Annotated in this window: 19 protein-coding genes and 1 pseudogene; 6 read left to right on the top strand and 14 right to left on the bottom strand. The window is 61.4% G+C overall.

All coding sequences use genetic code 11. The annotated features are described in order from the left end of the window. Positions 1-48 precede the first annotated feature (48 nt). The 3 genes and pseudogenes from ubiB to ubiE all read right to left on the bottom strand — a co-directional run bounded on the left by ubiB (position 49) and on the right by ubiE (position 3,044). Complete coding sequence (gene ubiB, locus T3A99_RS11045; RefSeq protein ID WP_047225986.1) at positions 49-1,653, bottom strand: ubiquinone biosynthesis regulatory protein kinase UbiB; 1,605 nt, start codon at positions 1,651-1,653, stop codon at positions 49-51. Further along, positions 1,650-2,274 (bottom strand): annotated as a pseudogene (locus T3A99_RS11040) (ubiquinone biosynthesis accessory factor UbiJ). The gene ubiB and the pseudogene T3A99_RS11040 overlap by 4 nt, the downstream one beginning before the upstream one ends. Next, entirely contained in the window at positions 2,274-3,044 is a 771-nt protein-coding gene (gene ubiE, locus T3A99_RS11035; protein WP_047225985.1) for a bifunctional demethylmenaquinone methyltransferase/2-methoxy-6-polyprenyl-1,4-benzoquinol methylase UbiE, read from the bottom strand. The pseudogene T3A99_RS11040 and the gene ubiE overlap by 1 nt, the downstream one beginning before the upstream one ends. A gap of 155 nt (positions 3,045-3,199) precedes the next feature. Here ubiE and T3A99_RS11030 point away from each other — a divergent pair, with 155 nt between their 5' ends. The 3 genes from T3A99_RS11030 (at position 3,200) to T3A99_RS11020 (ending at position 5,045) form a co-directional block, all read left to right on the top strand. Further along, entirely contained in the window at positions 3,200-3,475 is a 276-nt protein-coding gene (locus tag T3A99_RS11030) for a polyhydroxyalkanoic acid system family protein (RefSeq protein ID WP_076383012.1), read from the top strand. Positions 3,476-3,727: 252 nt separating this feature from the next. Further along, a complete protein-coding gene (locus T3A99_RS11025; protein WP_076383010.1) occupies positions 3,728-4,150 on the top strand; it encodes a phasin family protein in 423 nt (140 codons plus the stop codon). 10 nt (positions 4,151-4,160) lie between these two features. Next, complete coding sequence (locus tag T3A99_RS11020; protein ID WP_047225982.1) at positions 4,161-5,045, top strand: phasin family protein; 885 nt, start codon at positions 4,161-4,163, stop codon at positions 5,043-5,045. A 249-nt stretch (positions 5,046-5,294) separates the two neighbouring features. Here the strand turns inward: T3A99_RS11020 and T3A99_RS11015 are convergent, their stop codons facing one another. From T3A99_RS11015 to T3A99_RS10970, 10 genes are all read right to left on the bottom strand, one after another. Next, entirely contained in the window at positions 5,295-5,915 is a 621-nt protein-coding gene (locus T3A99_RS11015; protein ID WP_047225981.1) for a TetR/AcrR family transcriptional regulator, read from the bottom strand. Positions 5,916-5,975: 60 nt separating this feature from the next. Then, the gene (gene phaC / locus T3A99_RS11010) at positions 5,976-7,658 is read right to left on the bottom strand and encodes a class II poly(R)-hydroxyalkanoic acid synthase (protein WP_322834306.1); all 1,683 of its coding nucleotides are present in this window, start codon (positions 7,656-7,658) and stop codon (positions 5,976-5,978) included. A gap of 112 nt (positions 7,659-7,770) precedes the next feature. After that, positions 7,771-8,628, bottom strand: a complete 858-nt coding sequence (gene phaZ / locus T3A99_RS11005; protein ID WP_047225979.1) for a poly(3-hydroxyalkanoate) depolymerase — start codon at positions 8,626-8,628, stop codon at positions 7,771-7,773. A gap of 258 nt (positions 8,629-8,886) precedes the next feature. Further along, positions 8,887-10,566, bottom strand: coding sequence for a class II poly(R)-hydroxyalkanoic acid synthase (gene phaC / locus T3A99_RS11000; protein WP_047225978.1), 1,680 nt, complete (start codon positions 10,564-10,566; stop codon positions 8,887-8,889). 275 nt (positions 10,567-10,841) lie between these two features. Further along, positions 10,842-11,219 (bottom strand): gamma-butyrobetaine hydroxylase-like domain-containing protein, encoded by a 378-nt coding sequence (locus T3A99_RS10995; protein WP_076383002.1) that lies wholly within the window; start codon positions 11,217-11,219, stop codon positions 10,842-10,844. Positions 11,220-11,387: 168 nt separating this feature from the next. Beyond that, a complete protein-coding gene (gene hslU, locus T3A99_RS10990; RefSeq protein WP_047225976.1) occupies positions 11,388-12,725 on the bottom strand; it encodes an ATP-dependent protease ATPase subunit HslU in 1,338 nt (445 codons plus the stop codon). Positions 12,726-12,774: 49 nt separating this feature from the next. Continuing rightward, positions 12,775-13,305 carry an ATP-dependent protease subunit HslV gene (gene hslV / locus T3A99_RS10985; protein WP_003186641.1) on the bottom strand — a complete coding sequence of 177 codons (531 nt, stop codon included), beginning with the start codon at positions 13,303-13,305 and terminating at the stop codon, positions 12,775-12,777. Between the two features lie 281 nt (positions 13,306-13,586). Beyond that, positions 13,587-14,282 carry an SPOR domain-containing protein gene (locus T3A99_RS10980; protein WP_047225975.1) on the bottom strand — a complete coding sequence of 232 codons (696 nt, stop codon included), beginning with the start codon at positions 14,280-14,282 and terminating at the stop codon, positions 13,587-13,589. A gap of 1 nt (position 14,283) precedes the next feature. Next, a complete protein-coding gene (gene argS / locus T3A99_RS10975) occupies positions 14,284-16,020 on the bottom strand; it encodes an arginine--tRNA ligase (protein WP_322834305.1) in 1,737 nt (578 codons plus the stop codon). A 210-nt stretch (positions 16,021-16,230) separates the two neighbouring features. Next, the gene (locus T3A99_RS10970; RefSeq protein ID WP_160893802.1) at positions 16,231-18,450 is read right to left on the bottom strand and encodes a primosomal protein N'; all 2,220 of its coding nucleotides are present in this window, start codon (positions 18,448-18,450) and stop codon (positions 16,231-16,233) included. Between the two features lie 292 nt (positions 18,451-18,742). Here T3A99_RS10970 and rpmE point away from each other — a divergent pair, with 292 nt between their 5' ends. The 3 genes from rpmE (at position 18,743) to T3A99_RS10955 (ending at position 21,241) form a co-directional block, all read left to right on the top strand. Further along, positions 18,743-18,964, top strand: a complete 222-nt coding sequence (gene rpmE / locus T3A99_RS10965; protein ID WP_047225972.1) for a 50S ribosomal protein L31 — start codon at positions 18,743-18,745, stop codon at positions 18,962-18,964. A 41-nt stretch (positions 18,965-19,005) separates the two neighbouring features. Beyond that, complete coding sequence (locus T3A99_RS10960) at positions 19,006-19,791, top strand: thermonuclease family protein (protein ID WP_322834304.1); 786 nt, start codon at positions 19,006-19,008, stop codon at positions 19,789-19,791. Positions 19,792-19,972: 181 nt separating this feature from the next. Next, the gene (locus T3A99_RS10955; protein ID WP_047225970.1) at positions 19,973-21,241 is read left to right on the top strand and encodes a malic enzyme-like NAD(P)-binding protein; all 1,269 of its coding nucleotides are present in this window, start codon (positions 19,973-19,975) and stop codon (positions 21,239-21,241) included. 256 nt (positions 21,242-21,497) lie between these two features. Here T3A99_RS10955 and T3A99_RS10950 read toward each other — a convergent pair whose 3' ends face one another. Further along, on the bottom strand, positions 21,498-23,942 hold the full coding sequence (locus T3A99_RS10950) for a penicillin-binding protein 1A (protein ID WP_173407570.1): 2,445 nt from the start codon (positions 23,940-23,942) through the stop codon (positions 21,498-21,500). Between the last annotated feature and the right edge of the window lie 102 nt (positions 23,943-24,044).

Here is a 24,044-nt window from a genome sequence, read left to right as displayed (position 1 = left end):
TCGACGGGCCCAGCCTTGAAACAGTGTGCCAGCGTGAACCGATGCTGGCTATCGACGAACGACCAGATACAAACCAACGATGACCATGATGCCGGCGGGCCAGTGGCCCAGCTGACTCAACGGGCCCCCGCTCGCCAGTACTGCACCGCCACCCAGGTGAGCGGCGCCGAGCAGGCGCATGAACCAGTCGTCCCCGCGCTCTTTCCACGGCGGCGCGGGATCGTGGGCGTGGGGTTGGGACATGCGTTCGAGCAGGTCGCGGGTCATGTTGGCCAGGTGCGGGAGCTGCTCGAACTGGCTCTGCACGTTGCCCAGCAAGGTTTTGGGGCTCACGCGCTCACGCATCCAGCGTTCGAGGAACGGCTGGGCGGTGTTCCACAGGTCCAGGTCCGGGTATAGCTGGCGACCAAGGCCTTCGATGTTCAGCAAGGTTTTCTGCAACAGTACCAACTGCGGCTGAACCTCCATATTGAAGCGACGCGCGGTCTGGAACAGGCGCATCAGCACCTGGCCGAATGAAATATCTTTTAACGGTTTTTCGAAGATCGGTTCGCATACCGTGCGGATCGCCGCTTCGAATTCGTTGAGTTTGGTCTCGGCCGGCACCCAGCCGGAGTCGATGTGCAGTTGCGCGACGCGGCGGTAGTCGCGCTTGAAGAAGGCGAACAGGTTGCGGGCCAGATAGTCCTGGTCTTCGGGAGTCAGGCTGCCGACGATGCCGCAGTCGATGGCAATGTATTGCGGGCTCCACGGTTGCACGGTGCTGACAAAGATATTCCCCGGGTGCATGTCGGCGTGGAAGAAGCTGTCGCGGAACACCTGGGTGAAGAAGATTTCCACGCCGCGCTCGGCCAGCAGTTTCATGTCGGTGCGCTGGTCGGCCAGGGTCGCCAGGTCGGTGACCTGGATGCCGTAGATACGCTCCATCACCAACACTTTCGGACGGCACCAGTCCCAATAGACTTGCGGCACATAGAGCAGCGGCGAGCCTTCGAAGTTACGCCGCAGTTGGCTGGCGTTGGCGGCTTCGCGCAGCAGATCGAGTTCGTCGTAAATGGTTTTTTCGTAATCCAGGACCACGTCAACCGGGTGCAACAGGCGCGCATCGGCCGACAGCCGCTCGGCGGCCCGGGCGAGAATGAACAGCCACGCCAGGTCCTGGGCAATGATCGGCTTGAGACCCGGGCGGATAACCTTCACCACCACTTCTTCGCCGCTCTTGAGCTGCGCAGCGTGAACCTGGGCCACGGAGGCCGAGGCCAGCGGTTCGACGTCGAAACGGCTGAACACTTCGCTGATCTTCTTGCCCAGTTGCTCTTCGATCAGGGCCACCGACACCTTTGAATCGAACGGCGGCACGCGGTCTTGAAGCATCATCAATTCATCGGCGATGTCTTCGGGCAACAGGTCGCGACGAGTCGAGAGGATCTGCCCGAACTTGATGAAGATCGGTCCCAGGTCCTGCAAGGCCAGGCGCAGGCGTGCGCCGCGACTCAGGTCCAGCGTTCGCCGGGGAAACCAGCGCCACGGCAGCACGAAGCGCAGCGCCAGCAAAAACCAGGGCAGCGGCAGGGCGAACAGCAGGTCATCGAGGCGATAGCGGATCACGACGCGCTGGATGCGCAACAAACGGCGGACGGCAAGCAGCTTCATGCGTTATCGCTTGGTTTCAAGGGAGCGGGAAAGGCGCTCGAAACGCGCCTCGAGACGTTCCAGGTCAAGTTTGATCTGGTCCAGTTCATTAAAGCGGGCGTCGGCTTCGCGTTGGCCTACGAGAGTACGCGATTCCTCGGCCAGGTATTCACTCAGATTCTGCCCCAGGCTGGCGAAGCCTTGGCGATACCAGCGAGTGCGGCTGCGCAGATGGCCACTGAGTAGCTGAGTGGCCACCGGCCCGAGCCAGCGGGATACTTCATATTCCCAGTCCAGCTCCAGGTCCTGGAGAATCGCCGCCAGCTCCAGCAGCACGCCGCTGTCGCCGTCCAGTTCCACCTCAGGGCCATGCAGCACGGCGGTCTTGTCCTTGCTCAGGGCCAGGTTCACCAGGCTCGATGCCGGGGCACGCAGGGTGCAGTGGGCCTCGGCTTCCCAGTGTGCAGCGAGCATCAGGCCTTCGTCGCTGGGCAGGATGAACAGCCGCAATGCGGGGCTGCGGCAATCCACCGCAATCACCTTGCCGCTCAAGTGCGCCAAGCGCGCCAGCGCCGTACTGTCCAGGCGCAGGACGCGATTGACGCCGAGTTCGACGCTGGCGAGCAGGCCGGTGAGCAGCATCAGGGCTTGATACCGCGGTGCAGGGCCACGATGCCCGAGGTCATGTTGTGGTAGGTCACGCGGTCGAAACCGGCCTCGACCATCATCGACTTCAGGGTTTCCTGATCCGGGTGCATGCGGATCGATTCGGCCAGGTAGCGATAGCTTTCCGAGTCGTTGGTGATCAGCTTGCCCATCAGTGGCATGAAGGCGAACGAGTAGGCGTCGTAGGCCTTGGACATCAGCGCGTTGGTCGGCTTGGAGAATTCCAGCACCAGCAGACGGCCGCCGGGTTTGAGGACTCGTAGCATCGAGCGCAGGGCGTCTTCCTTGTGGGTGACGTTGCGCAGGCCGAAGGCGATGGTGACGCAATCGAAATGGTTGTCAGGGAAGGGCAGCTTCTCGGCGTCGGCCTGGACGAACTCGACATTGCCGGCCACACCCAGGTCCAGCAGGCGGTCACGACCGACCTTGAGCATGGACTCGTTGATGTCAGCGAGCACCACCTGACCGGTCGGCCCGACAATGTGAGAAAACTTCTTCGTCAGGTCGCCCGTGCCACCGGCGATGTCCAGCACCCGATTGCCGCTGCGCACACCCGACAGTTCGATCGCGAAACGCTTCCACAGACGGTGCATGCCACCCGAGAGCAGATCGTTCATCAAGTCATATTTGGCGGCTACCGAGTGGAAAACCTCAGCGACTTTTTCCGCCTTTTGGCTTTCCGGCACGTTCTTGAAGCCGAAGTGAGTGGTGGGTTCGGCATCGCTGCCTTTGCGCTGATCAGTCATATCGCTGTCACCAAAAAAGAATGCGGGACATTCTAATCCCGGTGGAGGGCTTTGTCTTGGCAAGCCTGAAGGTAAGATGAGCGACCGCCGGGACGTTTTGACGCAGCCAGGGTCAGAAACGTCCAGGCAAGTCCCGATAAAACAGGAGTCATCAGATGGCCCGTATAACAGTTGAGCGTGCCCATGGCCTGGGCAAGGAAGCGGCCCGCGCGAAAGCCGACCAGTTGGCGCAGAAACTGTCCGACAGCTATGGCCTGGAGCCGCAGTGGTCGGGCGACACGCTGAAGCTCAAGCGCTCCGGGGTCAAAGGCGAGGTGCATGTGGGCGAGGACTCGATCCGTGTCGATGTCGAACTGGGCATGTTGATGTCGGCCATGAGCGGCACGATCAAGACGGAAATTGAAAAGGCGTTGGATAAAGCATTGGCTTGATTGAAGAGATGACTCAAGTTCATCACTCATTCACCTGTGGGAGCGAGCCTGCTCGCGATAGCGGCGTGTCATTCAACATCAATGTTGCCGGTCTATCGCCATCGCGAGCAGGCTCGCTCCCACAGGGGAAGTCATCACCTCGGATTCTGTGGCAGTAGTTAGGGTGCCGTTTCTAATTATTGTCACTACTTTGTGCCTGAGCCCGACCGTGTACGGGCAGTTCCTCAAACCTGTTATCGAGTGAGGTGCACCATGGCCAAAGTTATTTTGAAGAAAAAAACCGACGTTGAATCTTCCACGCTCAGCGACGTGAAAACGTACGCGCGCAAGATCTGGCTGGCGGGCCTGGGCGCCTACACCAAGGTCGGCCAGGAAGGCAGCGAGTACTTCCAGGAGTTGGTAAAAGCCGGTGAAGTTGTTGAAACCAAAGGCAAAAAGAACATTGCCGGAAAACTCGAAGCGGCCAACAGCGAACTGATTGAAGCCAAGACTGACGTCAACACGTTCAAGGCCCGGGTTGAAGTACAACTCGATAAAGTCGAGAAGGTATTCGACGCCCGTGTTGCAAGTGCCTTGAATCGTATCGGCATTCCGTCTAAACATGACGTTGAGACACTCTCTGCTAAGCTCGATGAGCTGACGGCATTGCTTGAACGTGTCGCGCGTAAACATTAAGGAGAACGGGATGGCTGGCAAAAAAATCACCGAAAAAGAAGGCAGCTCGTGGGCCGGGAAGATTGAAAAATACTCCCGCAAAATCTGGCTTGCTGGTTTAGGCGTGTACTCGAAGATTGACACTGACGGCAGCAAACTCTTCGAGTCCCTGGTTAAGGACGGCGAGAAGGCCGAAAAACTCACCAAGACGGCGGTCGGCAAACAAGTCGATGCCACCAAGGACTCCGTCGAGTCCGCCAAGTCGCGAATCGGCGGTGTGAAGGATCGCGCACTGGGCAAGTGGGACGAACTGGAAGGGGCTTTCGACAAGCGCCTGAACAGCGCGATCTCTCGGCTGGGCGTGCCGAGCCGCAATGAAGTCAAGGCGCTGCACAGCAAGGTCGACACCCTGACCAAGCAGATCGAAAAACTCACCGGCGCCAAGGTCGCGCCAGTGGCGGCCAAGACTGCGGCAGCCAAACCTGCCACCAAGACGGCAGCCAAGCCATTGGTCAAGGCCGCGGCGAAAGCCGTCGCTAAGCCTGCGGCAAAAGCAGCGGCCAAGCCGGCGGCGAAAACCGCAGCCGCCAAACCTGCCGCCAAGGCAGCGGCCAAGGCAGCGGCCAAGCCGGTAGCAGCCAAACCCGCGACCAAAGCAGCGGCCAAGCCGGCTGCCAAACCCGCGGCCGCCAAACCTGCTGCCAAGCCTGCGGCAAAAGCGGCGGCCAAACCCGCTGCGGCGAAAAAGCCTGCGGTGAAAAAACCGGCCGCGCCAAAAGCTGCCGCACCGAAGGCGCCGACTGCTGCCGCCAAACCGGCCGCCCCGACGAGCCCCGCGAACTCCGCTTCGGCTCCGACTCCGGCGGTTACCCCGACCGCTGCGCCGGCTCCATCCACGCCTACCACCCAGTCCTGATATCCAGGGCAAACAAAAACGCCCGGCCTGTGAAGGTCGGGTTTTTTTATGCGTATGCATTTGAATGCACCGCAGAAGCGGGCTTGCTTCCACAGGGGGCTGGTGGTGATGCAAATATTGAAATCACCCAGAAAACAATGTGGGAGCGAGCCTGCTCGCGATAGCGGTGTGTCAGCCACATTGATGTTGGATGTGCGTCCGCCATCGCGAGCAGGCTCGCTCCCACAAGGGATCTTCCTCTGCTGGTCGTTAGTCGTGCTCTTCCAGGTACCGCAACGCCAGTTGCTCGGTCGCAACCTTTGCCGCCGGCGGCAGATGCGGCGCTACCAGCATCATGACCTGATAGACCACCAGTCGAACTTCACCCTCGCGGTCGAGGATTCGCTGATAGTCCAGCGAGAACAGTAAGGTCATGGTGATCTGTTCCACCAGTTGCCCCAATGCCTGGGTATCGCTGACCAGCATCCCCTGGGCCTTGAGTTGCGCCAGCAGCGAGGCCAGGGTGCGTTTCAGGGCGTTGAGCAACTGGCGGATGCCCTTGGCCAGTTTTGGCAGGCGTCCGGCCAGGTTCGACAGGTCCTGGAACAGAAACCGGTATTGAGCCAGCCGTTCGACGATCAGGTGCAGGAACAGCCAATAATCTTCCGGCGCCAGTTGTACATCTGCCGGTGGGTCCAGCAGCGGTGCCAGTTCGCCCTGGAAGCGCTCGAACAACCCGAGGATCAGGGGCTCCTTGCCATGAAAGTGGTAATAGAGATTGCCTGGGCTGATGCCTATTTCGTTGGCGACTTCCATGGTGGAAACGTTCGGTTCGCCCTTCTCATTGAACAACTGCAGGGCGCATTCAAGAATGCGGTCGCGGGTTTTCATCCGGTCTTCTTAGTGATGGAAATCGTGCCACGGCCCAGTGTCTGGCCGTGGAGTGAGCCCTTAGCGCACGCGCACATAGGTTCCCGGCGCCGCTTCCAGGGGCGGGTAGTTCGCGTTGCCCAGGGTCATCTGTGTTTCGCGTTGGGCGCCGGAGCGTTCCTGGACCCAACCCAGCCACTGGGTCCACCAACTGCCCTCGATGTGCTTGGCGTCGTAATACCAGGCCCGCGGGTCGCTGCTCAGTTTCGGGTTTTCGACGTAGTTGGCCTTGGGGTTGCCCGGCGGGTTGAGAATGCTTTGGACGTGACCGCTGTTGGACAGCACGAAGCGTCGCTCGCCACCGAGCAACAGCGTTGAGCGATAGACCGCGTCCCATGGCGTGATGTGGTCATTGATGCCCGCCACGCTGAAGCTGTCCACTGTCACTTTGTGCAGGTCGATCGGCGTACCGCACACTTCCAGGCCGCCGGGGTGGGTCAGGGGGTTGTGCTTGAAGAAGTCCAGCAGGTCGCCATGGTAGGCCGCCGGCAGTCGGGTGCAGTCGTTGTTCCAGTAGAGGATGTCGAACGCCGGCGGCTCCTTGCCCAGGAGGTAGTTGTTGATGAAATAAGTCCAGATCAGGTCATTGGGGCGCATCCAGGCAAACACCCGGGCCATGTCGCGGCCATCGAGGATGCCTTTCTGGTAGGAGCGGCGCTTGGCGGCTTCCAGGGTCTGCTCGTCAGTGAATAGCGTGGCCGGGCTCTCCATCTGGCTGTCCAGCAGGCTCACCAGGTAAGTGGCGCTGGCGACCCGGCGCAGTTGGCGCTTGGCTTGCAGATGGCCTTGCAGGGCGGCGATGGTCATGCCGCCGGCGCAGGCGCCCATCAGGTTGACCTCACGGGCGCCGGTGATCGCCCGGCAGACATTCATGGCTTCTTCCGTCGCCTCGACATAGCTGGACAGGCCCCATTCGCGGTGACGTACATCGGGGTTGCGCCAACTGATGATGAACACCTGCAAACCGTTTTTCAGGGCGTACTGGACGAAGCTGTTGGAAGGGCTCAGGTCGAAGATGTAGAACTTGTTGATCTGCGGCGGCACGATCAGCAACGGCTTGGCGTATTGCTTTTCGCTCATGGACTTGTACTGGATCAGCTCGAGCATTTCGTTGCGAAACACCACCGCCCCCGGTGTGGTCGCCAGGGTCTTGCCGACTTCGAAGGCATGGGGCGTGACTTGTCGTGGCAGCCCGTCGTTGTGCAGCAGGTCGTCCACCAAGTGGCTGATGCCACGAATCAGGCTGGTACCGCCGGAATTGAACAGCTCCTTGACCGCCAGCGGGTTGAGCAAGGTATTGGAAGGCGATACGGCATCGTTGAGCAGGGCGAAAGCGAAGTGAGCCCGGGCACGGTCATCGGGGCTCATGTCGCATTCGTCGATCCAGCTCTTCATCTGTTTCTGCCAGCTCAGGTAGGCCTGCAGGCTGCGACGATAGAACGGATTGAGCTCCCAGGTGGGATCGGCGAAACGCTTGTCGTTGGGGTTGGTGGGGTGCAGGGTTTCCCCTAGCAGCACGCGGCCCAACTGGCTGCCCAACTTCAACGCATGCCGGGCGCTGTGCACTGGGTTGCGCAAGCCGTGTACGGCAACACTGCGCAGGGTGGAAAGCAGGTCCCGGCCCCGCAGGCCGGTGACCGCACTTTGTGCGTTGATGAAGTTGGCAGGGGCGGGCATGGAACCCTTCGCCGGTTTGTCGCGCATGAGTCAACTCCTTCGTCATCAGGCTAAAAACAAACACACCGAACCAGACAACATAGTCGCTGTTCCGGGTAGTTGCGCGATCCGGCGTCCTGCCAGGCGCTTTTGGGCGGTGTCAGCCGCCACCCAGCGGCGCGGGATGCGGGTGCATGACCGCGCGCTGACGTTCTTCCTCCAGAAACTTCATGATGATCGGCGCCACAGCCTCGGCCCGGGTAATCAGGAACAGATGGCCGTCGTCGATGATGTGCAACTGGGCGTTGGGGATGCGCCAGGCCAGCATGCGCATGTTGATCAACGGGATCAGTGGATCGTCGTCGCCGGCCAGCACCAGGGTCGGCTGGTGGATCTTGTGCAGCCAGTGGATGCTGGTCCAGCCCAGGCCGGCGAACAGTTGCCAGTAATAACCCAGCTTGCCGGCCGAACGCACCTTGGCCGCATGACTGGCCGCCAGGCTGGGGTCGCGGCGGAACGAGCCGCCGTAGATCAGTGGGGCGATACGCATAACGTGGGACGGTTGCACGTAGCGCCGGGGGCTGGCCATCATCCACAGCACTTTCGGTTTGCCCGGCACCATCACTGCGCCAGCGGCGGTGGCCGCCAGCACCAGCTTTTTGCAGCGCTCAGGGTAGTCATGGGCAAATTGCTGGGCCAGGGCGCCGCCCCAGGACACGCCGATCACGTTGACCTGTCCGTAATCGAGGTAATCGAGCATCCGCGCGGTGAGTTTTGCCAGGCCGGGAAAGCGATACGGCCGGCTGGGCGTCGACGAGCCGCCGACGCCGGGAACGTCAAAGGCGATGACTTCCAGGTCCGGGTCCAGGGCCTGGATGAACGGGAACACCAGCTCAAGGTTGGCGCCGATGCCGTTGAAAATCAGCAGGGGCGTCAAATGAGGCTTGCCGGGGCGTACCGCGGTGCGCAAGGTCTGGCCATCCAGATCGACGGTACGGAAGATGTACGGTTGCGGCATGCTTCAAGCCCTGTGGGTTGGGTCGCTGTCTTTCATTTTTCCCCCGATCCCTGTGGGAGCGAGCCTGCTCGCGATAAGGCCGTTGCATTCAACATCACTGTTGCCTGACGCACCGCTATCGCGAGCGGGCTCGCTCCCACATTGGATCTGCTGTTAACGCAAGTTTGCGTTCACCAGCGGCGTGGGCCTTGCATTAATGTCGGCTGTTGACATGCTTTCGTGAGTAACCTCACGGCTGCAACAGACGAGTTGCACCAGTTACCGCTCATGCACATACGTGCCCGGCGCCGCTTCTCCCGCCGGATAAGTCTTGTTGCCCAGCACCGTGGGTGCCTTTTTCAGTTTGCCCGAGCGTTCTGCCTGCCACGCCTGCCAATGCAGCCACCAGGAATCGGTGTGCTTGGTGGAGTTCTCCTGCCAGTCCTCGGCCTTGGCCGGCATGTCCTCGCTGGTCATGTAGCGCGACTTGGGGTTACCCGGTGGGTTGAGGATGCTTTGGATGTGACCGCTGCTCGACAGCACGAATTCCACCTTGCCGCCAAACAGCTGCGCGGATTTGTAGCAGGACTTCCAAGGGGTGATGTGGTCGTTGGTGCCGGCCAGGGAGAAGATGTCGGCGGTGACCTGCTTGAGGTCGATCGGTGTGCCGCACACTTCCAGTGCATTGGGCCGGATCAGCGGGTTGTTCTTGAACATCTCGATGAGGTCGCCATGGAATGCCGCCGGCAGCCGGGTGGTGTCGTTGTTCCAGAACAGAATGTCGAACACCGGCGGCTCGTTGCCCAGCAGATAGTTGTTGACCCAGTAGTTCCAGATCAGATCGTTGGGACGCATCCAGGCGAAGACCTTGGCCATGTCGCGACCTTCAAGCACGCCGGCTTGATAGGAGTGACGCTTGGCCGCCTCCAGGGTCTGCTCGTCGACGAACAGCGCCACGTCGGTGTCCAGGGTGGTGTCGAGCACGCTCACCAGCAGGGTCAGGGCGTTGACCTTCTTCTCGCCCAGAGCGGCGTAATGCCCCAGCAGCGCGGTGCAAGTGATGCCGCCCGAGCAGGCTCCGAGCATGTTCACATCCTTGCTGCCGGTGATGGCCGTGACCACGTCCACCGCTTCCTTGAGTGCCTCGATGTAGGTCGACAGGCCCCACTCGCGCTGCTCCTTGGTGGGGTTGCGCCAGCTGACAATGAACGTCTGCACATTGCTGCGCAGGCAGAAGCGCGCCAGGCTCTTGTCCGGGCTCAGGTCGAAGACGTAGAACTTGTTGATCTGCGGCGGCACCACCAGCAGTGGGCGCTCGTGGACCTGTTCGGTGATGGGGCGGTACTGGATCAACTCCAGCACGTCGTTGCGAAACACCACGGCGCCTTCCGTCACGCCCAGGCTCTTGCCGACTTCGAATGCGCCCATGTCGACCTGGCTCGGCATCCCGCCGTTGTGCACCAGGTCCTTGGCCAGGTGCGAAAGGCCGTCCAGCAGGCTCTTGCCGCCGGTTTCGAAAAAGCGTTTGACCGCCGCCGGGTTGGCTGCCGAATTGGTCGGGGCCATGGCCTCGGTCATCAGGTTGATCACGAAGTGCCCGCGGCTGATGTCCTGGGGCGAAAGGTTGCTCTCGTCGATCCAGGCGTGCAGCTCCTTGCGCCACGCCAGGTAGGTTTGCAGATAGCGTTTGTAGAGCGGGTTCTGGCTCCAGGCCGGGTCGTTGAAGCGACGGTCATCGCCCGCAGGTTGCAGCTCGGATCTGCCGAACAGGACGTTCTTGAGTTCGACGCCGAAATGGGCGACGTGCTTGACGCTGTGCAGCGGTTGTTTGATGGCCTGGGTCAGCACCATTCGGGCAGAGGCCAGCAGATCTTTTCTGCGCAAGCCGACGACAGGATTCAACCCCAGGGTATTTTCCGAGGCTTGGTACTTCAGGTCATCGTTGTTCTTGTTGCTCATCTACGACGCTCCATTGTCCTTCAGACGAGTACCTGGGCCATGCCAGAAAGCCCATAGCCAATGCCAGGTACGCTGCTCGGGTGACCGTTAATTCCGCATCGAGGCAATGAGGAAACATGTGCAAGGAATTCGCCGATTCCTTTGCAGGGAACTTGCCAGCTCCATTGGTTACCCGAGTTTAATTTTTTTCGCAAGCAGGCCAGTCATTGACGTTGCCGCGGGGGCATTCAAGCAGATGAGTCTAGAAAATTCGCCCTAAAGCGCCAGCCCTTGAGTTAGAGCATCAGCTTGACGACCGACTCGTTTGGGTCGCGGGTTTTTCCGGCCGTCTTGAGTTCGGCAAGATAATCGTTCCACAGGTCCTCCTGGCGTACCGCCAACTGGTACAGGTAGTCCCAGGTGAACAGTCCGCTGTCGTGACCGTCGTCGAAGGTCAATTTCAGTGCGTACTGGCCGGCCGGTTCGACCTTGGTCAGGCCGACGCCGATTTTTCCGTATTGCAGGATCGGTTTGCCGTGGCCCTGAACCTCGGCGGAAGGCGAGTGCACCCGCAGGAATTCGGCGGGCAGGTGATACTCCTCGTCCGGCGCGTATTTGAGCGTCAGGGTCTTGGAGGCTTTGTGCAGGTTGATGGCGCTGGGAAGTTTGGTCATGGCCTCTGATCCGTTTCTGAAGGGAGCCTTGATCTGCAAAAACGACAAAGGTCCATGTGGGAGCGAGCTTGCTCGCGATGCGGTTTGACAGTCAACGCATTGGTTGAATGATACGCCGCCATCGCGAGCAAGCTCGCTCCCACAGGTCCGAGGAAACCTGTCGGTGACTTACAGGATATACCGCGACAGGTCTTCGTTCTCTGCCAGTTCACCCAGGTGGCTGTTGACGTACTCGGCATCGATGAGGATCGGCGCTTCGTTATGGGCGCTGGCCAGGTCGCCGGCACTGAACGAGACTTCCTCGAGCAGGCGTTCGAGCAGGGTGTGCAGGCGCCGGGCACCGATGTTCTCGGTCTTCTCGTTGACCTGCCAGGCGATCTGCGCCAGGCGCTTGATGCCTTCCGGCGCGAACTCGATGTTCAGGCCTTCGGTCTTGAGCAGGGCGCAATACTGTTCGGTCAGGGACGCGTGGGGTTCGCTCAGGATGCGTTCGAAGTCTTCCGGCGTCAGGGCCTTGAGCTCGACGCGGATCGGCAGGCGACCTTGCAGCTCGGGCACCAGGTCGCTGGGCTTGCTCAGGTGGAACGCACCGGAGGCGATGAACAGGATGTGGTCGGTCTTGACCATGCCCAGCTTGGTGTTGACCGTGCAGCCTTCGATCAGCGGCAGCAGGTCGCGTTGCACGCCTTCGCGGGACACGTCGGCGCCGCCGACATTGCCGCGCTTGGCGACCTTGTCGATTTCGTCGATGAACACAATGCCGTGCTGCTCGACGGCCTCCAGGGCCTTGGCCTTCAACTCTTCTTCGTTGACCAGGCGACTGGCTTCTTCATCGCGAACCAGTTTCAGCGCTTCCTTGACCTTGAGCTTGCGGTTCTTGCGCTTGCCCTTGCCCATGTTGGCGAACAGGCTTTGCAATTGATTGGTCATTTCCTCCATGCCGGGCGGCGCGGAGATGTCGACGCCGGCCATTTCGGCCACTTCGATCTCGATTTCCTTGTCGTCGAGCTGGCCTTCGCGCAGGCGCTTGCGGAACAGCTGGCGAGTGTTGGAATCCTGGGTCGCAGCGGATTCGGCGTTGAAGCCCATGCGCGCTGGCGGCAGCAGCGCGTCGAGGATGCGCTCTTCGGCAGCATCTTCGGCACGGTGACGAACCTTGGTGATTTCCTGTTCGCGCAGCAACTTGATGGCGGCATCGGCCAGGTCGCGGATGATCGATTCGACGTCGCGACCGACATAACCGACTTCGGTGAACTTGGTGGCTTCGACCTTGATGAACGGCGCGTTGGCCAGTTTGGCCAGGCGACGGGCGATTTCGGTTTTACCGACACCGGTCGGGCCGATCATCAGGATGTTCTTGGGGGTCACTTCGACGCGCAGCTCTTCAGGCAGCTGCATCCGACGCCAGCGGTTACGCAAGGCGATGGCGACGGCGCGCTTGGCATCGTCCTGGCCGATGATGTGGCGGTTGAGTTCGTGGACGATTTCGCGGGGAGTCATGGACATAGTATTTGGCGGTCCTCAAGCAGGAATGAGCCGTGGCACAGGGCCAGGCTTATTCCGCGAGATCCTGCTCCTCAATGGTCTGGGTGTGGTTGGTGAAGACGCAGATGTCGCCGGCGATGCCCAAGGCAGTCTCGACGATTTCGCGGGCCGACAGATCGGTCTTTTTCAACAGGGCGCTGGCTGCGGCCTGGGCGTAGGCGCCGCCGGAACCCATGGCGATCAGGCCATCCTCGGGTTCAACGACGTCACCGTTACCGGTAATGATCAGCGAGGCGTCCTTGTTGGCGACCGCGAGCATGGCTTCGAGGCGGCTCAGGGAGCGGTCGGTACGCCATTCCTTGGCCAGTTCCACGGCGGCACGCACCAGATGGCCCTGATGTTTCTCAAGCTGGCCTTCGAAACGCTCAAACAGGGTGAAAGCATCGGCGGTGGCCCCGGCGAAGCCGGCGATGACCTGGCCGTGGTACAGGCGGCGGACTTTCTTCGCATTGCCTTTCATCACGGTGTTGCCTAGTGAAACCTGGCCGTCGCCGCCCATGACGACTTTGCCATGACGGCGGACTGAAACGATGGTGGTCAAGGGAAGAGTCTCCACGCAGCGGGGCGAAAATGCCCGGATGGAACTCATATGGGGGTGGCGTGGGTTTTTTCAACTGTGGAGTGGGAGAGGGGACGAGTGGCTTGTTTTGCTTTGAGGGCTGATCACGGCCCCTGTGGCGAGGGGATTTATCCCCGCTGGGGCGCGCAGCGCCCCTAAGATCTGCGACGCGGTATGGCAGGTCTATCGCATCAAGCCTTTAGGGGCTGCTGCGCAGCCCAGCGGGGATAAATCCCCTCGCCACAGGGCTGCGTTCACCTGCTTCAGCGGCTCTGGCGCTGTTGTAACAACAGGTTGCTGAAACCGCTGCCGGCCAATTGTTTTTGGGCTTTTGTCAGTTCTTCGCGGTTGCTGAACGGACCGACCAGCACCCGATACCAGGTTTCTTCCTTCACCGTGCCGGACTCCACCGCCACGGACTGGCCCAGCAGAATGATCTGCGCGCGTACCTTGTCGGCGTCGGCTTCCTTGCGGAACGAGCCGGCCTGCAGGAAGAACTTCGTCACCGGAGCGGCTTTCTGCACGGGCGGAGCCGGCGGCGGCGTGATGCCGGCCAGGGCTGCCTGAGCGCGAGCGGTGTCGATCTTCGCCGCTTCGGCCGGAGTTACCGGCGTGGTGGGCACCTGTGGCGTCGGCAGGGTTTTCTCCGGCACGGCATCGGGCGGCACGATGACTTCCGATTCCGGCAGCAGGGTGTAGAAGTCGTACTTGGGCTTGACCGGTTGCGTCGGGCTCGGCGGGGTCTTGTTGGCCTCGGCGATGCGCGTGGCTTTCTGTTGCTCTTGGCGCACGCGCTTGACGTCATCGCCCTGGCCCGGCTCCAGCTTCATCAGAAACACAATGAAAGCGCCGACGGTCAGGCCGATAGCCATCCACAACCAGCCGGGAATCGGCTGTTTGGCTGGGGGCTGGTAACGACTGGCGCCGCGTTTGGGTGCAGGTTTTTTCTTGGCGGCCAACTTACATGCGCTCCAGCGTTTCCAGGCCCAGCAGTTCCAGGCCTTGCTTGAGGGTGCGCCCGGTCAGTGCGGCGAGGCGCAGGCGACTCTGCATTTGCTCTGGCGTTTCGGCGTTGAGGATCGGGCAGTTCTCGTAGAAGCTGGAGAACAGACCGGCCACATCGTACAGGTACGCGCACAGGGTGTGTGGGGTGCCTTTGTCTGCGACGTTGTTCAGCACTTCGCCGAACTGCGCCAGTCTGGCTGCCAGCTCCTGTTCGTGAGGGGCTTGAAGCACAATCCGGCCGTCGACCTCATCGAAGTTCTTGCCGAGCTTGCGGAACACACCGGCCACGCGGGTGTAGGCGTACAGCAGGTACGGCGCGGTGTTGCCCTCGAAATTGAGCATCAAGTCGAAGTTGAAGCTGTAGTCGCTGGTGCGGTGCTTGGACAGGTCGGCGTATTTCACCGCGTCGATGCCCACGACCTTGGCGATCTGGCGCAGTTCGTCTTCGGCCAGGTCCGGGTTCTTGCCCTTGACCAGGGTGTAGGCGCGATCCTGGGCTTCGCTCAGCAGGTCGATGAGCTTGACCGTGCCACCGTCGCGGGTCTTGAACGGACGGCCGTCGGCGCCGTTCATGGTGCCGAAGCCCATGTGTTCCATCTCCATCGGACGGGTCACGAAACCGGCCTGGCGTGCGACTTCGAACACTTGCTGGAAGTGCAGGGCCTGGCGCTGGTCGACGAAATACAGCACTCGATCGGCCTTGAGCACGTTGTTGCGGTAGCGCACGGCCGCCAGGTCGGTGGTGGCGTAGAGGTAGCCGCCGTCAGCCTTGACGATGATCACCGGCAGCGGCTCACCGTCAGCGGTCTTGAACTGCTCGAGGAATACGCACTGGGCGCCGTTGCTTTCCACCAGCATGCCCTTGGCCTTGAGGTCGTTGACCACGTTGATCAGGTCATCGTTGTAGGCGCTTTCGCCCATCACGTCGGCCATGGTCAATTTGACGTTCAGCAGCTCGTAGATTTTCTGGCAGTGGGACAGGGAGATGTCCTTGAACTTGCTCCAGAGCGCCAGGCACTCGGCATCGCCGGCCTGCAGCTTGACCACCAGGCCACGGGCGCGGTCAGCAAATTCGGGCGACTCGTCGAAGCGTTGCTTGGCGGCGCGGTAGAAGTTCTCCAGGTCCGACAGCTCATCGCTGGTGATCGGGTTTTCCTGCAGGTAGGCCATCAGCATGCCGAACTGGGTGCCCCAGTCGCCGACGTGGTTCTGGCGGATCACCGTGTCGCCGAGAAACTCCAGTACTCGGGCCACGCCGTCACCAATGATGGTCGAGCGCAGATGGCCGACATGCATTTCCTTGGCGAGGTTGGGGGCCGAAAGGTCGACCACGGTGCGTTGCAGCGGACCGGCCTTGCGCACGCCGATGCGTTCGTCGGCCAGGGCCGCGTCCAGGCGTGAGGCCAGGGCCTGGGTGTTCTGGAAGAAATTGATGAAGCCTGGGCCGGCAATGTCAGCCTTGCTGACGTTTTCGTCAGCCGGCAGCGCGGCGATGATCTTTTCGGCCAGGTCCCGCGGTTTCATGCCGGCCGGTTTGGCGAGCATCATCGCGATGTTGCTGGCGAAATCGCCGTGGGTCTTGTCACGGGTGTTTTCGACCTGAATCGCCGGCGACAGGCCTTCTGGCAGCACACCTTCAGCGACGAGTTGGGCGATGGCTTGCTGGATGAGCTGGCGAATGGTGTCTTTCATGGTCTTCTCTTTCAACCGCAGGCGCGGCGGCGCTTCGATGCGCTGGTGGAAAAACTGGGCATTATCCGTGGCGAAGGCAAACTTGCCAACTGTAGCGGGTCGGGTGGGGATGTGTGGTGGCTATTCGGGCCTCATCGCGAGCAGGCTCGCTCCCACAGGAAATTGCATTCCAATGTGGGAGCGAGCCTGCTCGCGATGAGGATGCCTGGGTCAATACAAATCCACCGGATCCACATCCAGCGACCAGCGCACCGCCCGCCCGCTGGGCATCTGCTCCAGCGCCAGCAGCCAGGTACTTAATAGCCGATGCAAAGGGGCCCGGGCATTGGCCTGTAGTAGAAGTTGAGCCCTGTAACGCCCGGCCCGTCGTTCCATCGGAGCCGGTACCGGGCCCAATAGTTCGATGCCGGTGAGGTTCTGTTGCCCCAGCAGGCGTTCGGCCTCGCTGCAGGCTTCGTCAAGGAACGCTTCGGCCTGCCCGGGTTTATGGGCTTCGGCCCGCAACAACGCCAGGTGAGCAAACGGCGGCAGGCCGGCGCCGCGACGCTCGCTCAAGGCCTGCTCGGCGAAGGCGAAGTAGCCTTGTTCGGTCAGTTGTATCAGCAGCGGATGGTCGGCCAGGTGGGTCTGGATAATTACCTTGCCCGGCTCCTCGGCCCGTCCGGCCCGGCCTGCGACCTGAACGATCAACTGCGCCATGCGCTCGCTGGCACGGAAGTCGCCGGAGAACAGTCCGCCGTCGGCATCAAGGATCGACACCAGCGTGACCCGAGGAAAGTGATGCCCCTTGGCGAGCATCTGCGTGCCCACCAGGATGCACGGCTGGCCTTTCTGAATGGTAGCGAACAACTGATTCATGGCGTCCTTGCGCGAAGTGCTGTCGCGATCGACCCGCAGTACCGGGTAATCGGGAAACAGGATGCCCAGCCGTTCTTCGGCGCGTTCGGTGCCGGCCCCCACCGGGCGCAGGTCCACTTTGCCGCACTGCGGGCAGTGCCTCGGCACTCGTTCGGCGTGGCCGCAATGATGGCAGCGCAGCTCGCCGTGGCGTTGGTGCACGGTCATGCGTGCGTCGCAGCGTTCGCAGCCCGACATCCAGCCGCAGTCATGGCACAGCAGGGTCGGGGCGAAACCCCGGCGGTTGAGGAACACCAAGACCTGTTGCCCGGCGGCCAGGGTCTGGCCGATGGCTTGTTGCATCGGCCCGGAAATGCCGCTGTCCAGCGGACGACTTTTTACATCCAGGCGCAGAAACCGTGGCTGCTTGGCGCCGCCGGCCCGTTCGTTCAGGCGCAGGAGCCCGTAACGTCCGGTGTAGGCGTTGTGCAGGCTTTCCAGGGACGGCGTGGCTGAACCGAGAACAATGGGAATGTTTTCCTGGCGCGCCCGCACCAGTGCCAGATCGCGGGCGTGGTAGCGCAGGCCTTCCTGCTGCTTATAAGAGCCGTCATGTTCTTCGTCGATGATGATCAGGCCGGGGTTTTTCATCGGTGTGAACAGGGCCGAGCGGGTGCCGATGATGATGTCGGCCTCACCGTCCCGGGCGGCGAGCCAGGCTTCCAGGCGTTCTCGGTCGTTGACCGCCGAATGCACCAGGGCGATCCGCGCGTTGAACCGTTGTTCGAAGCGCGCCAGGGTCTGTGGCCCAAGGTTGATTTCCGGAATCAGCACCAGGGCCTGCTTGCCGGCTTCCAGGGTCTGGCGGATCAGTTGCAGATAGACCTCGGTCTTGCCGCTGCCGGTGACGCCGGCCAGCAAGAAGGCGTGATAGCTGTCGAAACCGGCGCGAATCGCCTCGCAGGCGGCCCGCTGTTCGGCATTGAGCGGCAGTTCCGGCTGGGCCAGCCAATGCTCATGGCGAACACCCGGAGCGTGCCGGCGGATGTCTACCTGGACCAGGTCTTTGGCCAGCAGCAGGTCGAGGCTGTCCTTGCTGAGCATCAGTTTGCTCAATAGCTGATGGGCCACGCCGTGGGGATGCTGGGCCAGGGTCGCCAGGGCCTCACGCTGACGCGGGGCGCGGGCGATGCGCGGGTCGTCCAGCGAGGCGCCCGGTGTTACCGACCAGAACCGCTCCTGGCGTGCCTCGGCCGGTTCGCCCTGGCGCAACAATACCGGCAGCGCCCAGCTCAGGGTGTCGCCGAGGCTGTGTTGATAGTACTGGGAGGTCCACAGGCACAGCTTGAACAGCGAGGCGGGCAGCGGCGGCGTCGCATCGAGCAAGGCCAGGGCCGGCTTCAGTTTGTCGGCCGGGACTTCGCTGTGGTCGGCGACCTCGACCAGAATCCCGATCATCTCCCGTCGGCCGAACGGCACCCGCAGGCGCATGCCCGGATGCAACTGCTCACGCAGGACTCCGGCCGGGGCCCGGTAGTCGAACAGGCGGCGCAGAGGCGAAGGCAGGGCGAGGCGCAGGATGGCGTCGGGCACGCGGGAGGGTCTCGATATACAGACAAATTCAGAAGGCTTGGCACAACCCTTGTGGGAGCGAGCCTGCTCGCGATGGCGGAGTGTCAATCAATACCCATGCGGCTGATCCACCGCCATCGCGAACAGGCTCGCTCCCACAGAAGAGCTTGCGCATGAGGCGGGGAGCCTAGCAGACGGTTGGTACAAGTCATAGCTTGCGTGATTGATGTTGTCTGGTAGAATCCGCGGCCTAATTACGTGCGGTATTCAACAATAGTGTTGGGTGGCGGCACGCTAGCCTGAGGAAAACCCCATGAAAACCGATATCCATCCGGAATACCCAGAAATTGCCGTGACCTGCAGCTGCGGCAATAAGTTCGAAACTCGTTCGACCTACGGCAAAGCCCTGTCGATCGACGTTTGCAACGAATGCCACCCGTTCTACACCGGTAAGCAAAAGACTCTGGATACCGGCGGCCGCGTTCAGAAGTTCGCCGATCGTTTCGGTGCTTTTGGCGCTACCAAAAAAGCCTGAGGCTAATCATTTTGGATGGTCGTTTCGGCTGCTCCAGACTGATGAAGAAGGCGTCCCTTGCGGGCGCCTTTTTTGTGTCCGCGATTTGGCTGAGCAGCGCGCAGGCCTTCTGCCCGGCGCCACCTGGCCTGGCCCATGTGACGGTCCAGAAGGTGGTGGACGGCGATACCCTGCGCCTGGCTGATGGCCGCAGCGTGCGCATGATCGGTCTCAACAGTCCTGAACTGGGGCGTCGAGGGCGTTCCGATGAGCCGTTCGCCGTCGCTGCACGCCGGCGCCTTGAGTCATTGGTGGGCGCCAGTGCGGGGCGCGTGGGGTTGCTGCCCGGCAAGGAAGACAAGGATCGCTACGGTCGCACGCTGGCCCATGTCTACAGCGCCGACGGTCAGAATCTGGAAGCGCAGTTGCTCGCCGAGGGCTTGGGATTTCACGTGGTGGTCGCGCCGAATGTCGATCTGGCGCATTGTCAGCGCGCTGCCGAACGCCAGGCGCGGGAAGCGGGCGTCGGGGTGTGGAAGCGTTCGCCTGTGCTTGAGGCGCACAATATCAAGGCACCAGGCTTTGCCGTGCTCACTGGCCGCGTGATCGACGTCTCGCGCAATCGCGGCGGTATTTGGCTCCAGTTGGAGGGGCCGGTTGTATTGCGCGTTGCCCCCAATCTGGTGAGTCACTTCGATATGGCGTCGCTCGAGCGACTCAAAGGCAAGCGGATCGAAGCGCGTGGCTGGGTGGTCGACCGTTCGCGTCGCGGCGGGCTTGAGCCGGGGCAGGCGCGCTGGTTACTGCCGTTGACCGATTCAGGGATGTTGAGTCGCGCGTCTCGATAAAAAATTGTAGACATTTATGCTTCGGATTGTATGCATGTAGGCCTTGTGTTCTGCGGCTCTTGGCCCAAAGTCGTAGGGGGGCGCGCTTGACAGGGGTGACTGGTCAGTCTTGTAGGGACTTTGCGAGGCGCGTATCCTCGGCGGTCCGTCTGTCCAACACAGTAAAAAGCGGAATGCCCACATGTCTGATCTGAAAACTGCCGCTCTCGAATATCACGCTAATCCTCGTCCAGGGAAGCTGAGTGTCGAGCTCACCAAGGCCACCGCTACTGCCCGCGATCTGTCGCTGGCCTACAGCCCCGGCGTAGCCGAACCAGTACGCGAAATCGCTCGCGACCCTGAGCTGGCCTACAAATACACCGGCAAGGGCAACCTGGTGGCAGTCATTTCCGACGGCACCGCGATTCTCGGCCTGGGTAACCTCGGCCCATTGGCCTCCAAGCCGGTCATGGAAGGCAAGGGCGTTTTGTTCAAGCGTTTCGCCGGTATTGACGTGTTCGACATCGAAGTCGACTCCGAAAGCCCGCAAGCCTTCATCGACACCGTCAAGCGTATCTCCATTACCTTCGGTGGCATCAACCTGGAAGACATCAAGGCGCCTGAGTGCTTTGAGATCGAACGTGCCCTGATCGAGCAGTGCGACATTCCAGTGTTCCACGATGACCAGCACGGCACCGCGATCGTGACCGCGGCCGGTATGATCAATGCCCTGGAAATCGCTGGCAAAACCCTGCCACAAGCCAAGATCGTCTGCCTGGGTGCCGGCGCTGCGGCCATCTCCTGCATGAAGTTGCTGGTGAGCATGGGCGCCAAGATCGAAAACATCTTCATGGTTGACCGTACCGGCGTGATCCATTCCGGCCGTGACGACCTGAACCAGTACAAGGCCGTGTTTGCCCACGCCACTGACAAGCGCTCCCTGGCCGACGCGCTGGACGGTGCCGACGTATTCGTTGGCCTGTCGGGTCCGAACCTGCTGAGCCCGGAAAACCTGCTGCGCATGGCGCCGAACCCGATCGTGTTCGCCTGCTCGAACCCGGATCCGGAAATCTCCCCGGAACTGGCTCACGCTACCCGCAGCGACGTGATCATGGCCACCGGCCGTTCGGACTACCCGAACCAGGTCAACAACGTACTGGGCTTCCCGTTCATTTTCCGTGGTGCCCTGGACGTTCGCGCCAAGCGCATCAACGAAGAAATGAAAGTCGCGGCCGCCAACGCCCTGCGCGAACTGGCCAAGCTGCCAGTGCCTCAGGAAGTGTGCGATGCCTACGGCGGCATCAAGCTGGAATTTGGTCGTGAGTACATCATTCCCAAGCCAATGGATGCCCGCCTGATCACCCTGATCTCCGACGCCGTGGCCAAGGCCGCGATCGAGACCGGCGTGGCTACCCTGCCGTATCCGAAGAACTACCCGCTCAAGAGCGTGGATGACGTGTTCAACGGTTAAGCCGTTGTAGCGTTCAATAAAAAGCCCCGGCTCTCTTTGAGTCGGGGCTTTTTTGTACCTGCCGATTTTGTGTGACCACCGCAAATCCTGTGGGAGCCGAGCTTGCTCGCGATTGCAGTCTGGTATTCAACATGGATGCAAGCTGACCTGCCGCCATCGCGAGCAAGCTCGGCTCCTACAGGGGAGTGTGTAATTTGAGGGCCTGAAAAAAGCCCCGCGCTTCTTTCGAAGGCGGGGCTTTTTGCGAGAGGCCCGATCAGAACAAATCGATCGGCGCCGCCTCATCCGCCGGTAGCGGGCTGCCTGGCGCTACGCCGTTGCCCAGCTCGTTGACTGACGGTGGGGTGTCTTCGCTCTTGAACAGCTCGAAGTACGCTCCCGGAGTGCCTGGGGTGGCTGCTCGGCCGCTGACCGGGTCAACCCGCAGGCTGAGGATGCCTTCGGGTTCCGGTTGGGTGTGTGGCGGTTTGTCCTTGAGGGCAGCGCCCATGTAACTCATCCAGATCGGCAGCGCGACGGTGCCGCCATATTCGCGCCGACCGAGGCTTTCAGGCTGGTCGAACCCGGTCCAGACGGTGGTGACGTAATCGCCGTTGTAGCCCGAGAACCAGGCGTCCTTGGATTCGTTCGTGGTGCCGGTCTTGCCGGCCAGGTCGGTACGGCCCAGGGCCAGGGCGCGGCGGCCGGTGCCGAGCTTGATCACGTCCTGCAGCATGCTGTTGAGAATGTAGGTGGTGCGGCCATCGATGATGCGTTCGGCGATGACCGGCGCTTGCGGTACGGCTGGCGCTGTCGTGGCTTCACCTGGTGTTGCCTCTACCGTGAACGTCTCGCTGGCCGGTGCGGCGACGCCGTCGCTGGCCTGTTCGCCTGAAGGCACCCGTGGTGGGTTGGCGAGGAACAACGTGTCGCCGTTGCGGCTTTCGATCTTGTCGATGAGGTACGGGGTGACTTTGTATCCGCCATTGGCGAACGTGCTCCAGCCCGTGGCGATTTCCATCGGGGTCAGGGTTGCGGTGCCCAGGGCCAGGGACAGGTTGCGCGGCAAGTCCTGCTTGTTGAAGCCGAACTTGCTGATGTAGTCGATGGTACGGTCCACACCCAGCGCCTGCAGCAAACGGATCGATACCAGGTTACGCGACTTGTACAGCGCTTCGCGCATGCGGATCGGACCCAGGAAGGTATTGGTGTCGTTCTTCGGGCGCCAGACCTTGTCCAGGTATTCGTCGACAAACACGATCGGTGCGTCGTTCACCAGGCTGGCGGCGGTGTAGCCGTTATCCAGGGCGGCGCTGTACACGAACGGTTTGAAGCTTGAACCCGGCTGGCGCTTGGCCTGCATCGCGCGATTGTAATTGCTCTGCTCGAAGGCGAAGCCGCCGACCAGCGACCGGATGGCGCCGTCCTGCGGGTCAAGCGACACCAGGGCGCCTTGGGCGGCCGGGATCTGGCTGAACTTGAGGGTGTTGTCCGGCTGGCGCTGTACCCGGATCAGATCACCCACCTGGGCGACGTCCGACGGTTGGCGGGGGTTGGCGCCCATGCTGTTGGTGTTGAGGAATGGGCGGGCCCATTTCATGGTCTCCCAGCTCACGTGCTCTTCCAGCTCGCCATTGCGGGTCAGCACCATGATGCCGTCCTTGTCCACCTGGGTGACGATCGCCGGTTCCAGGCTGCTGATGGTGCGCTGCTTGGTCAATTCCTCGGCCCAGGCTTCTTTGGTCTTGCCTGGCAGGCGCGATTCAGGCCCGCGGTAGCCGTGGCGCTGATCGTAGGTGATCAGGCCCTCGTGCAGCGCGGTGTTGGCCATCTCCTGCAGATTGCTCGGCACCGTGGTGACCACGCGGAAACCCTCGGTGTAGGCGTCGCTGCCATAACGCCCAACCATCTCGGCACGGGCCATTTCGGCGATGTACGGCGCGTTCACCTCGGGGGTCGGCACGTGGTAGCTGGCGTTCAGAGGCTCATTGATCGCTGCGGTGTATTCGGCCTCGCTGATCTTGCCCAGCTTGTACATGCGCCCCAGGATCCAGTCGCGACGTTCCTTGCTGCGCGCCGGGTTGGCCAGTGGATTGAAGCGCGACGGTGCCTTGGGCAGGCCGGCGATCATCGCCATTTGCGCCAGGCTCACATCACGAATCGACTTGCCGTAATACACCTGCGCCGCCGCCTCGATACCGTAGGCGCGGTTGCCTAGGTAGATCTTGTTGACGTACAGCTCCAGGATCTCGTCCTTGGTCAGCTGTCGCTCGATTTGCAGGGCCAGGAGGATCTCGGTGGTCTTGCGCGAGAAGCTGCGCTCACTGGTCAGGAAGAAGTTTTTCGCCACCTGCATGGTGATGGTGCTGCCACCGGACTGGATATGGCCGCTTTTGATCAGCTGGCTGGCCGCCCGCATCAGGCTGCCCGGATCGACGCCGTAGTGATTGGCGAAGTTGTCGTCTTCAGCACTTAGTAACGCATTGATGAAATTGGGGGGAATGTCGGCGAAACGGATCGGCGTGCGGCGCATTTCGCCAAACTCTGCGATCAACTTGTCGTCGCTGCTGTACACCCGCAATGGAATCTGCAACTGAATACTTCTCAGCGCCTCCACGGACGGCAATCCCGGACTAAGGTAAAGAAACGCACCGCTCAGACCCAGGAGCAGTCCGCAGAAAACGGCGAGGATGGACCATCCGAAAAATTTCAGCAGACGAATCAAGGCTTTTGGATATCCAGGCAAAGAATGAAAAGGCGCCAGGTGCAGGGAAGGACCCGTGCTTGCAACAAAGCGAAAAAAAACGCTGGGCATTATAAGCAT

Origin of the sequence: Pseudomonas sp. N-137 (assembly GCF_034555295.1) — a bacterium.
GTDB classification, from domain to species: domain Bacteria; phylum Pseudomonadota; class Gammaproteobacteria; order Pseudomonadales; family Pseudomonadaceae; genus Aquipseudomonas; species Aquipseudomonas rhizophila.
Note: the sequence above shows the minus strand (reverse complement) of the source record. Positions and strands in the feature narration are given on the sequence as shown.

Coding starts and splice junctions, on each gene's coding strand:
- ubiB (WP_047225986.1), bottom strand. CDS start 1,653: ATGAAGCTGCTTGCCGTCCGCCGTTTGTTGCGCATCCAGCGCGTCGTG.
- ubiE (WP_047225985.1), bottom strand. CDS start 3,044: ATGACTGATCAGCGCAAAGGCAGCGATGCCGAACCCACCACTCACTTC.
- T3A99_RS11030 (WP_076383012.1), top strand. CDS start 3,200: ATGGCCCGTATAACAGTTGAGCGTGCCCATGGCCTGGGCAAGGAAGCG.
- T3A99_RS11025 (WP_076383010.1), top strand. CDS start 3,728: ATGGCCAAAGTTATTTTGAAGAAAAAAACCGACGTTGAATCTTCCACG.
- T3A99_RS11020 (WP_047225982.1), top strand. CDS start 4,161: ATGGCTGGCAAAAAAATCACCGAAAAAGAAGGCAGCTCGTGGGCCGGG.
- T3A99_RS11015 (WP_047225981.1), bottom strand. CDS start 5,915: ATGAAAACCCGCGACCGCATTCTTGAATGCGCCCTGCAGTTGTTCAAT.
- phaC (WP_322834306.1), bottom strand. CDS start 7,658: ATGCGCGACAAACCGGCGAAGGGTTCCATGCCCGCCCCTGCCAACTTC.
- phaZ (WP_047225979.1), bottom strand. CDS start 8,628: ATGCCGCAACCGTACATCTTCCGTACCGTCGATCTGGATGGCCAGACC.
- phaC (WP_047225978.1), bottom strand. CDS start 10,566: ATGAGCAACAAGAACAACGATGACCTGAAGTACCAAGCCTCGGAAAAT.
- T3A99_RS10995 (WP_076383002.1), bottom strand. CDS start 11,219: ATGACCAAACTTCCCAGCGCCATCAACCTGCACAAAGCCTCCAAGACC.
- hslU (WP_047225976.1), bottom strand. CDS start 12,725: ATGTCCATGACTCCCCGCGAAATCGTCCACGAACTCAACCGCCACATC.
- argS (WP_322834305.1), bottom strand. CDS start 16,020: ATGAAAGACACCATTCGCCAGCTCATCCAGCAAGCCATCGCCCAACTC.
- rpmE (WP_047225972.1), top strand. CDS start 18,743: ATGAAAACCGATATCCATCCGGAATACCCAGAAATTGCCGTGACCTGC.
- T3A99_RS10960 (WP_322834304.1), top strand. CDS start 19,006: ATGAAGAAGGCGTCCCTTGCGGGCGCCTTTTTTGTGTCCGCGATTTGG.
- T3A99_RS10955 (WP_047225970.1), top strand. CDS start 19,973: ATGTCTGATCTGAAAACTGCCGCTCTCGAATATCACGCTAATCCTCGT.